Annotated in this window: 7 protein-coding genes and 1 pseudogene; 5 read left to right on the forward strand and 3 right to left on the reverse strand. The window is 61.7% G+C overall.

All coding sequences use genetic code 11. From position 1 onward, the window contains the following. Nucleotides 1-438: LacI family DNA-binding transcriptional regulator (locus tag VZ95_RS02435; RefSeq protein WP_198148045.1), on the reverse strand; the 438-nt coding region annotated here is incomplete at its 3' end. A gap of 194 nt (nucleotides 439-632) precedes the next feature. Between VZ95_RS02435 and VZ95_RS02440 the strand changes: the two genes are divergently transcribed. From VZ95_RS02440 to VZ95_RS02460, 5 genes are read left to right on the forward strand one after another with little or no spacing between them, the layout of a single operon-like run. Further along, nucleotides 633-1,913 (forward strand): ABC transporter substrate-binding protein, encoded by a 1,281-nt coding sequence (locus tag VZ95_RS02440; protein ID WP_045774465.1) that lies wholly within the window; start codon nucleotides 633-635, stop codon nucleotides 1,911-1,913. Nucleotides 1,914-1,934: 21 nt separating this feature from the next. Beyond that, nucleotides 1,935-2,960: a carbohydrate ABC transporter permease gene (locus VZ95_RS02445; RefSeq protein ID WP_045774466.1), complete on the forward strand. Its 1,026-nt coding sequence runs from the start codon at nucleotides 1,935-1,937 to the stop codon at nucleotides 2,958-2,960. A gap of 1 nt (nucleotide 2,961) precedes the next feature. Beyond that, on the forward strand, nucleotides 2,962-4,026 hold the full coding sequence (locus VZ95_RS02450; protein WP_045774467.1) for a carbohydrate ABC transporter permease: 1,065 nt from the start codon (nucleotides 2,962-2,964) through the stop codon (nucleotides 4,024-4,026). Nucleotides 4,027-4,044: 18 nt separating this feature from the next. Then, nucleotides 4,045-5,124 (forward strand): ABC transporter ATP-binding protein, encoded by a 1,080-nt coding sequence (locus tag VZ95_RS02455; protein ID WP_045774468.1) that lies wholly within the window; start codon nucleotides 4,045-4,047, stop codon nucleotides 5,122-5,124. A 17-nt stretch (nucleotides 5,125-5,141) separates the two neighbouring features. Beyond that, a complete protein-coding gene (locus VZ95_RS02460) occupies nucleotides 5,142-7,436 on the forward strand; it encodes a TIM-barrel domain-containing protein (protein ID WP_052711419.1) in 2,295 nt (764 codons plus the stop codon). A gap of 82 nt (nucleotides 7,437-7,518) precedes the next feature. Here VZ95_RS02460 and trmFO read toward each other — a convergent pair. Together trmFO and VZ95_RS02470 are read right to left on the reverse strand one after the other, a co-directional pair. Beyond that, nucleotides 7,519-8,883, reverse strand: a pseudogene (trmFO, locus tag VZ95_RS02465) (methylenetetrahydrofolate--tRNA-(uracil(54)-C(5))-methyltransferase (FADH(2)-oxidizing) TrmFO). A 5-nt stretch (nucleotides 8,884-8,888) separates the two neighbouring features. Next, the gene (locus VZ95_RS02470; protein ID WP_045774469.1) at nucleotides 8,889-9,491 is read right to left on the reverse strand and encodes an ATP-dependent Clp protease proteolytic subunit; all 603 of its coding nucleotides are present in this window, start codon (nucleotides 9,489-9,491) and stop codon (nucleotides 8,889-8,891) included. Nucleotides 9,492-9,681 lie beyond the last annotated feature (190 nt).

A 9,681-nucleotide genomic window follows, 5' to 3' on the forward strand; every position in this document is an offset into this window, starting at 1 on the left:
GGAGAGATCGGCAAGGCCGGGGCTGGGGACGGCGGCCACCAGCACGAAGCCGCGCACGAATTGCGCGCGCATCGCCTCCAAATATTCATCCTGCAAATCGGCGCGGTCGTGCGTATCGCAAAGGATCATCACGTAGCCCGCGCTGCGCAGGGCGGCTTCGGTGGAGGAGGCGATGGTTGCCATTGCGGGATTGTCGAGATTGGCGATCAGCATCGCCACCACGCGGCTTTCCCGCCGCCGCAAAGCGCGACCGACCGGGTTAGGCCGGTAGCCGACGGCGTCGATAGCCTCCTGCACGCGCTTGACCGTGGCCGCCGACGCTCGCCCGGTCTCGCCATTGACGATGCGGGAGACGGTGGATACCGAAACCCCGGCCCTGGCGGCAACCGTCGCAAGCGAAATATCGTCCGACATGGCCTTCTGCACGATTCTTGACATTATTCCTTTGTTTCACCCAGGCAATCGATTGTCGAGGCGAAAAATGCGTGTTGACAGGTTAGGCAAACGTTTGCCAAATATCGAAGAGGCTGTAAGAAACAGCTCGAAACGGGGGCTGCCATCGTTCAAGATGGGGGTAGTCCTACAATAGATAAGCTCCGCGTGACACGCGGGCATCCGGGAGGAGACCGACAATGCGTGCTTTCAAACCGCTTCTGCTTGCCCTTTTTTCGACGACGGCCATTAGCCTGTCGGCCTACGCCCAGACCACGACGGTCCGCATGACCTGGTATTCGGATGGCAACGAAGGCGAGGTTATGGCCGATCTTCTGAAGCGCTTCAAAGAAGCCAATAAGGATATCGACGTCGTTCTGGACGAAGTTCCCTTTAAGGCGATCAACGAAAATCTCCCCGTGCAAGTCGCCTCCGGCCAGGGGCCGGATATCGCCCGCGTTGTCGATTTGGGCGGCATGTCGCGCTTTGCGCTGGACTTGCGCCCCTATCTGAAAGACGCCGCCTATTGGGATGCCAATTTCGGCCCGTTCTTGAATTGGATGCGCGTCCCCGGCGATAATACCTCCATTCCGGGGTTGATGACGCAGCTCACGGTGACGGGCGCTTTCGTCAATAAGACGCTGTTCGACCAAGCCGGTGTGAAAATGCCGAAGGAAGGCGCGACTTGGGAAGATTGGGCGAAGGCGGTTCAAGAGGTGGCCAAGGTTACGAAAGCCCCGTTCCCGCTGGCAATCGACCGCTCGGGCCACCGTTTCTATTCGATGGTTCTGTCGGAAGGCTCGCAGGTTTTCGCCGCCGATGGCTCGCCCGCCGTTGTCGATGATGGTTTCAAGCGCGCGGCGCAGCGGGTTTACGATTGGCACAAGTCCGGCGTGATGTCGAAAGAGCTGTGGGGCTCGGTGTCGGGCACGGCCTATCGCGGGGCCAATGACGAGTTTAAGAACGCACAAGTCGTCATGTATCTCTCCGGATCGTGGCAGACGGGCCAGTTCAGCAAGACCATCGGCGATGCGTTCGATTGGGTCGCCGTTCCCAACCCCTGCGGGGCCGGGAACTGCACCAGCATGCCGGGCGGCGCGGGCCTAGTGGCGATGAAGTCCACGAAAAATCCGCAAGCAGTGGCGCGGGTTATGGAGTATCTCGCGAGCGAGCCGGTTCTGAAGGAATTCTATTCCCGCTCCTTATTCGTGCCCGGCCACGTCGGCCTAACCGAAAAGGGCGTGCCTTATCCGAGCGCCAGCAAGCCGGCAGCGGCGGCGCTGAAAGTGTTCACGCAGAACGCCAGCTCGACCACGGCGACGGCCTATCTAACCCAGGGCTATACCAACAACCGTATCATCTTCAACGCCGTTATCAGCCGCCTCGGTCAAGCGATTGCGGGTGAAACGACGCTGGAAAACGCCTATGAGCGGATCCCGGTCGATGTCGCTCAGCAGATTGCCGAACGTAATAAAAAGTAACGGCCCGGCGGGAACACGACCATGACTGTGGATCAGGACGGCGCACCGCGCCGAACCGTTACGGCTGCGCTCGGCGCGGTTTTCGGATCGCCCCTTGCGCTGCTTATGCAGGGCCTCGATATTCCGATGAAGCTGCTTCAGCGGCTCGTCGGGGTCCGGCATATGCCGTATTTCTTTTTGGCACCGAACTTTCTTCTGTTCGGCATGTTCGTGTTCCTGCCGATTGCGATCAATATCGTCTTCTCGGTCACTGGCGGCGCGGCGCTTTTCCCATCGGAACGCCCCTACGTCGGGACCGAGCAGTACGAACATCTCTTCAACTGCACCTCCTATCTCGACCCGAATACCTGCCGCGAAGATCATTTCTGGCGCGGCGTGCGCAATACGATTTACTTCGTCTTCTTCCAAGTCGGCGCGATGGTGCTGTTCTCGCTGGTCACGGCGCTCGTGTTGAATAAGAAGATTTATGCGCGGGGGTTTTTCCGGGCGGTCTATTTCTTCCCGGTTCTGCTCTCGCCGGTCGTCGTCGCGCTGATCTGGAAATGGATTTTGCAGCGCGACGGGCTTCTGAATGCCGTGATTACCGGGTTCGGCGGCGAGAAAATGCTGTTCTTCATCGATCCAAGCTGGGCGATGTTCTGGGCGGTTTTCGTCTCGGTTTGGGCGCATATGGGGTTCTATACGCTGATCCTGCTGGCGGGGCTGCAAGCAATCCCGGCCGATCTCTATGAGGCGGCGGAGATGGATGCGACGCCGCGCTGGCGCACGCTGACGCGCATTACCTTGCCGCTGCTGTGGCCGAATATGATCGTCGTGATCGTGCTGGCGCTGATTAAGGGCGTGCAGACGTTCGATGAAGTCTTCGTGCTCACCGGCGGCGGGCCGGGCACGGCGACCTTGATGATCGTGCAATATATCTATGAAACCGCGTTTTCGAATCAGGTGCAGAACTTCGGCCTTGCCGCCGCAGCCTCTGTCGTCCTCGGGCTGGTGCTGTTCGCGTTGACGCTGCTCCAGCTTCTTCTCGCCCGGCGAAAGGAAGTTTGAGATGGCTGCCATCAGTTTAAAACAGCTTGCGAAAGCCCGGCGGGGCGGGGCGGGAGCGCCGCTGCATTGGACGGATATTGCCGCCTATGCCTATCTCGCCGTTGGGGTGGTACTGATGTTCGGGCCGGTGCTCTGGCTCGTGCTCTCCTCCTTCAAGACGCAGAGCGCGCTGCTGGAGTTTCCGCCGTCGCTGCTGCCGATGGCGCAGGTGGAGGTGAGCGTTCCCGGCCATCCGAACCCGCTGCCCTTGTTCAGCGTGCCGCAGAGCGACGGGACGGTGAAGGAGTTGGTACAGGTTCGCCGCATTGGCATCGTCGCGCAAATGGTGGACCCGAATAATCCGACTGAGACTTTCCGGGTTCCCATCGATGCGCGCACGCCGGTGCGTAAGGCCGCGCTGGCGCTGGAGAATTATACCGAGCCGCTGGAGCGTTTCGCCTTTCTGCGCTTCCTCAGTAATTCGGTCTTCGTCACTGTCGTCGCAACCGCGCTGACACTGCTGACCAACTCGATGGCGGCCTATGCGCTGGCGGTTTACGATTTTCGCGGTAAGGGCGCGGCGATGCTGGCGGTGGTGGGCACGCTGATGATCCCGATTACCATCGTGCTGGTGCCCGTCTATCTGGTGATTACCGAGCTTGGCTTAGTGAACTCGCTGTGGGCGGTGATCCTGCCGGGGGCGGCGACCCCGACCGGCGTCTTCCTACTGCGCCAATATATGCTGACGCTGCCGAAAGACCTGATCGAAGCGGCGCGGATGGACAAGGCCTCCGAGTGGCAGATTTACTGGCGCATTGTTTTGCCACTCTCGATGCCCGCTTTGGCCGTGCTCGCCATTTTCTCGATCATGTGGCGCTGGAACGAGTTTCTCTGGCCGCTGGCGGTGCTAACCAAAACCGAAGTCTATACCCTGCAAATCGGTCTCAACGCCTTCCAGGGCGAACTTCAGACCCAGTGGCATTATCTCTTGGCGATGACCGTCGTGACGCTTTTGCCCGTCGCCCTCGTCTTCGTCTTCCTGCAACGCTTCATCACCACGGGCATCGGCTCGACGGGGATGAAATGAGCGACCGGACCTTCCCTCATGGCTGATTTGAAGATTAAAGGCGCAACTAAAGCCTTCGGCGCTGTCAAAGTGCTGCACGGGATCGATCTCGAGGTGAAGAACGGTGAGTTCATCGTCTTCGTCGGCCCGTCGGGCTGTGGGAAATCGACCCTGCTGCGCGTCATCGCCGGGCTTGAAACCGTCACCGACGGCGAAATCGAGATCGACGGCGTACGGGTAACGCATCTGCCGGCCTCCGACCGGGGCCTTGCGATGGTATTCCAATCCTACGCCCTGTATCCGCACATGAGCGTCGCCGAGAATATGGGTTTCGCGCTCCAGAATATGGGCCTGAAGAAGCCAGATATTGAGGCGCGCGTCAAACGCGCCGCCGAAATGCTGCGCCTCACGGAGTATCTGCACCGTAAGCCGAAGGCGCTATCCGGCGGCCAGCGCCAGCGCGTCGCCATTGGCCGGGCGATTGTGCGCGACCCGAAGATTTTTCTGTTCGACGAGCCCTTGTCCAACCTCGATGCCGAGTTGCGCGTCGCCACCCGCAAGGAGTTGGCCGCGCTGCATACCGAAATCGGCGGCACGATGATCTATGTCACCCACGATCAGGTGGAGGCGATGACGCTCGCCCACCGCATCGTTGTGCTGCGGGCGGGGCGGATCGAACAGGTTGGCTCACCGCTGGAACTCTATAACCACCCGGCCAATCTGTTCGTTGCGGGTTTCATCGGCTCGCCGCGCATGAATTTGCTCCCGGCGACGGTTGAAACCCAGCAGGGCGAGTTGCGTTTGAAACTCGGCAATGCCAGCCTGCCGCTGCCGTTTGCAGTGCCGGGGCTTGCCTCCGGCGCGTCGGTCACCCTCGGCGTTCGGCCCGAGCATATTTCGATCGTCCCGCAGGATGGCATGCTGAGCCTGAAGCTCGATCTGCTCGAACAGCTCGGCGGCGAGACCTTCTTTTACGCCTCGGCCCCTGGCTTGCCGCAGATCACGCTGCGCCAGGACGGGCAGGCGCAGTTGCAGCGCGGCGATACGGTCGCCGTGCGCTTCGCGCCGCAGCACATTCACTTATTTACCGAAGACGGCACGGCGCTCGCCCGTCCCTGATCGATCTGGAGAGACTCATGAAAGCTCTGACGCACGGCCAATATCGGGGCCGCGACGGTAATGCTGCGCTATTCGACCTGAGCGCGGGCGGCAAACCGCTGGCAACGCTGCGGGTGGCGATTCTGGAAGGCGATATCGGCCGTGTCACGCTGAAGCGGCCCGGCGGCTACCGGCTGGATCGCGGCTGGCAGATTGCGCCCGGCGGGTTGGAGCCCAGCTTCGAAGGCCGTGCCCGCGACGATGAAAGCGGCTTCGCTCATCCTGCCGCCCAGGTTGCGGAAAGCGACGGGACGGTAACGCTGTCGGCGGGCGGGCTCCACGCCGAGATTCGCCTGCATCCCTTCGGGATCGACTGGCGGCGCGATGGCGAGGCAGAACCCTTCCTGCAAGATCGCCCGACGCAAGCCTATCTTCTCTCCCGGAAAACCCATACCGCGACGCACGCGATGGCGCGGTTGCCCGACGAGCGTCATTTTGGGCTTGGCGATAAGGCCGGGCCGCTCGATCGCACCGGCCGCCGCTTCGCCATCGACGCGGTCGATCCCTGCGGTTTCGATGCCGAACTGTCGGACCCGCTCTATAAGATGCTGCCCTTCTTCATCGTCGATGGGCCGCGCGGCGCGCACGGGGTCTATTACGATAATCTCGCGAAAGCCCAGGTCGATTTCGGCTGCACTATCGATAATTACCACGGGCTTTTCCGCTTCTATCAGGCGGAAGATGGCGACCTCGACTATTACGTGCTCGCTGGGCCGAGTGTGCCCGCCGTCACGCGGCGCTTCTCCTGGCTGACTGGCGGGCAGGCGTTTGCGCCGCGCTGGTCGCTGGGCTTTGCCATGACGACGATGACGATTGCCGACGCGCCGGATGCCGACGCGCGCATCTCGGCCTTCATCGAAGACTGCCGCCGCAATGGTATCCGCTGCGACAGTTTCCATTTCGGCTCGGGCTATACCTCGATCAACGGGCGTCGTTACGCCTTCAACTGGAACCGCGATAAATTCCCCGATCCCGCCGCCACGATGGCGCGCCTGAAGGCGGCGGGCATGCAGCCGGTGACGAACCTGAAACCCTGCCTGCTCGACGATCATCCGCGTCTTGAAGAGGCGAAAGCGGCGGGCGGTTTGGTGCTGGATTCGGAAACCGGCGAACCTGCGATTGCGCAATTCTGGGACGGGCTCGGCTTCCATCTCGATTTCACCAGCCCCGGTGGGCGGGACTGGTGGGCGAACGGTATTCGCACGGCGTTGCTCGATTACGGCGTCGCCTCGGTGTGGAACGACAATAACGAATATGAGATTTGGGACGAGGACGCCGTCTGCGTGGGCGACGGTCGACCGTTCGAGCAAAGCCTCGCGCGTCCGGCGCAAGCGCTGCTGATGCACAAGCTCGCCTATGAAACCCAATTGGCCCACGCGCCGGAAAAGCGCCCCTATGTCATCACGCGCGCCGGTGGGGCCGGTGTGTCGCGCTACGGCCAGACTTGGTCCGGCGATAACGAGACGGCGTGGAAGAGCCTGCGCTACAATCTCACCCAGGGCCTGAATATGAGCCTGTCAGGCTTCTACAATATCGGCCACGACGTTGGCGGTTTCCACGGCCCGGTGCCGACGCCCGAACTCTTCGCGCGCTTCGTCGAATTCTGCTCGCTGTGGCCGCGCATGGTGATGAACTCTTGGAAGGAGAACGGGGTCGTCAATACGCCCTGGATGCACCCGGAAGTGCTGCCCCAGGTGCGCGACGCTATGAACGTTCGCAATCGGCTGATCCCCTATCTCTACACGCAGATGTGGCAGGCGGCGGCGCAGGATAGTCCCGCCGTGCGGCCCCTGTTCTGGGATTTCCCTGCCGATGCCGGGGCGAAACTGGTGGAAGATGCCTTCATGCTCGGCCCAGACCTACTGATCGCCCCAGTGCTGGAGCAGGGCGAAACCGAGCGTTCGGTCTATCTGCCGACCAATCCCGGCGGCTGGTACGATTGGCACGACGGCACCCCCTATGCGGGCGGCAGCCGCGTGAGGGTGCCCGCGCCCCTGGGCCGGATGCCGATCTTTGCCCGCGCGGCGCGATTGTGCCGGTGGACGATGGGGCGGGGGTTACCGTTATCGTCTTCGGCGGCGCGCAGGCCAGCGGCACCAGCCAGCTTTATCTCGACGATGGCGAAACGATCCGTTGGCGCGAGGCGGGCCAATGTCTCACCTTCCGTCTGGCCGGCGGTATTCTCGACGTGGAGACGCCGGAGACGGTCGGTACGATTACGGTGGTGCCGGTCGGCGGTGCGCCGAAACTGGCGTCATCCAGCCTTAGTCTAACGTCGGCGCGGTAATTCGTTAGAGCCGGTATCGCCCGGTTGGTTTCGAGGATCGAGACCAACCGGGCGAATGCCTAAGGAAATTAAGCGGCGCTCCGAAGCCCTAGCCAGGCGGCGCAATCGGCCAAGGCCCGGCGGGCGAGGGCGGCTTTGCGGTCGCGGCCTTTGGGGGCTTTCTTCACGCCCGGAACCGGCGGCAGATCGGCGAAGAGGCCGAAGTTGATGTTCATCGGCTGGAACGTGTCGGCATTGGCCCCACCCGTGATATGGCTCAGCAGCGCACCGAGTGCGGTCGTGATCGGCGGCGGGACAATCGGCTGCCCAAGCTTTCGGCGGCCAGGAAGCGCCCGGCCAAGAGCCCGATTGCGGTGCTCTCCACATAGCCCTCAACACCCGTCACCTGTCCGGCGAAGCGCAAGCGCGGATCGGCTTTCAGGCGCAACTGACTGTCCAACACGCGCGGGGAGTTGAGGAAGGTATTGCGGTGCAAGCCGCCGAGGCGGGCGAATTCGGCGTTTTCCAACCCCGGAATCATCCGGAAAATTCGCACCTGTTCGGCGTACTTCAGCTTGGTTTGGAAGCCGACGATATTATAGAGCGTGCCGAGCTTATTATCCTGGCGCAACTGCACCACGGCATAGGGCCAGCGCCCCGTGCGCGGATCGTCGAGCCCGACCGGCTTCATTGGCCCAAACCGTAGGGTTTCGACGCCCCGGCTGGCCATCACTTCAATCGGCAGGCAGCCTTCAAAATAGGGGGTGTTGGTCTCCCACTCTTTGAAATCGGTCTTATCGCCCGCCAGAACCGCCGCGATAAAGGCGTCGTATTCCTCTTTATTCAGCGGGCAATTGATATAGTCGGAGCCGGTGCCGCCCGGCCCTTCCTTATCGTAGCGCGACTGGAACCAGGCGAGATCGAAGTTCACGCTGTCCTTATGGACAATCGGCGCAATCGCATCAAAAAAACGCCAAACTCTCTTCACCCGTCAGCGCCCGGATGGCTTCCGCCAAAGGCTCGGAGGTGAGGGGGCCGGTGGCGATAATCACATCTTCCCACTCGGCGGGCGGCAGGCCGGTAATCTCGCCGCGCTCGACGGTAATCAGCGGATGGGCGTTAATCGCCTCCGTCACCGCTGCCGAAAACCCGTCGCGGTCCACGGCCAAGGCTCCGCCCGCCGGGACTTGATGGGTGTCCGCCGCTTGGAAAATGAGCGATCCCGCCTGCCGCAACTCGGCGTGCAGCACGCCGACCGCATTATACTCGGCATCATCGGAGCGGAAGGAGTTGGAGCAGACCAATTCCGCTAGATGATCGGTTTGATGGGCGTCCGTGCGCCGGAGGGGCCGCATCTCGTGCAGCACCACCGGAACTCCGGCTTGCGCCAACTGCCACGCGGCCTCGGACCCGGCGAGACCGCCGCCGATAATATGAACAGGTGAGACACTCATGGGGCTTAGATCTGACCGATGCTGCTGATAACCCGACCGACGACGCCGTACTCGACGGCTTCATCGGCGGGCATCCAATGGTCGCGTTCGGTATCCTTAATCACCTTTTCCAGAGGCTGACCCGTGGCATCGGCGATGGCTTTCTGGATCCGCGCCTTAATCTTGATGATTTCCTTCGCCTGAATGGCGATATCGCTGGCCTGACCGCCCGCACCGCCGCTGGGCTGATGCAGCAGGAAGCGCGTGTTCGGCAGGCACAGGCGGTTTTCTTTTGTGGCCGCCAGATAGATATGCGCCGCCGCACTGCCAACCCAGCCGGTTCCGATCACCTTCACCGGGCAATCGACGAATTTAATCATATCGTGGATAGTGTCGCCCGATTCCACATGCCCGCCCGGCGAGTTCATGAAGACGCGGATTTCGTCCTTACTCTCCTGCGCCAGGGCGATCATCTTCGCGGTGACGGCCTGGGCCAGCTTCATATCGATTTGACCGAAGATGAAAACCGAGCGGGCTTTGAAGAGCCGCTCTTCCATCGCCTCGGAGGGTTTCGCCTCTTCCGGCTTCTTCGCGTCTTTTTCGTCGTCTAGTCCATAAGCAAATTGCATATCTCTGCTCCGCGCACCCGGATAAACCTGACCGCAGCCTAGCGGCGCTAGCGCGTCGGGTCATCCCTGTTTTTACCCCGAGCTTGCCGGGATACCTTCAAACATAAGCGCTCCCCGCCGGTAAAACGATCCGTGCGCAGGATGCCTGACGGTTAAGCCCGCTTTTTCTTCGCGAGCTTCGCCGTCAGAT

Source organism: Elstera litoralis, from assembly GCF_000963705.1.
Lineage (GTDB): Bacteria > Pseudomonadota > Alphaproteobacteria > Elsterales > Elsteraceae > Elstera > Elstera litoralis.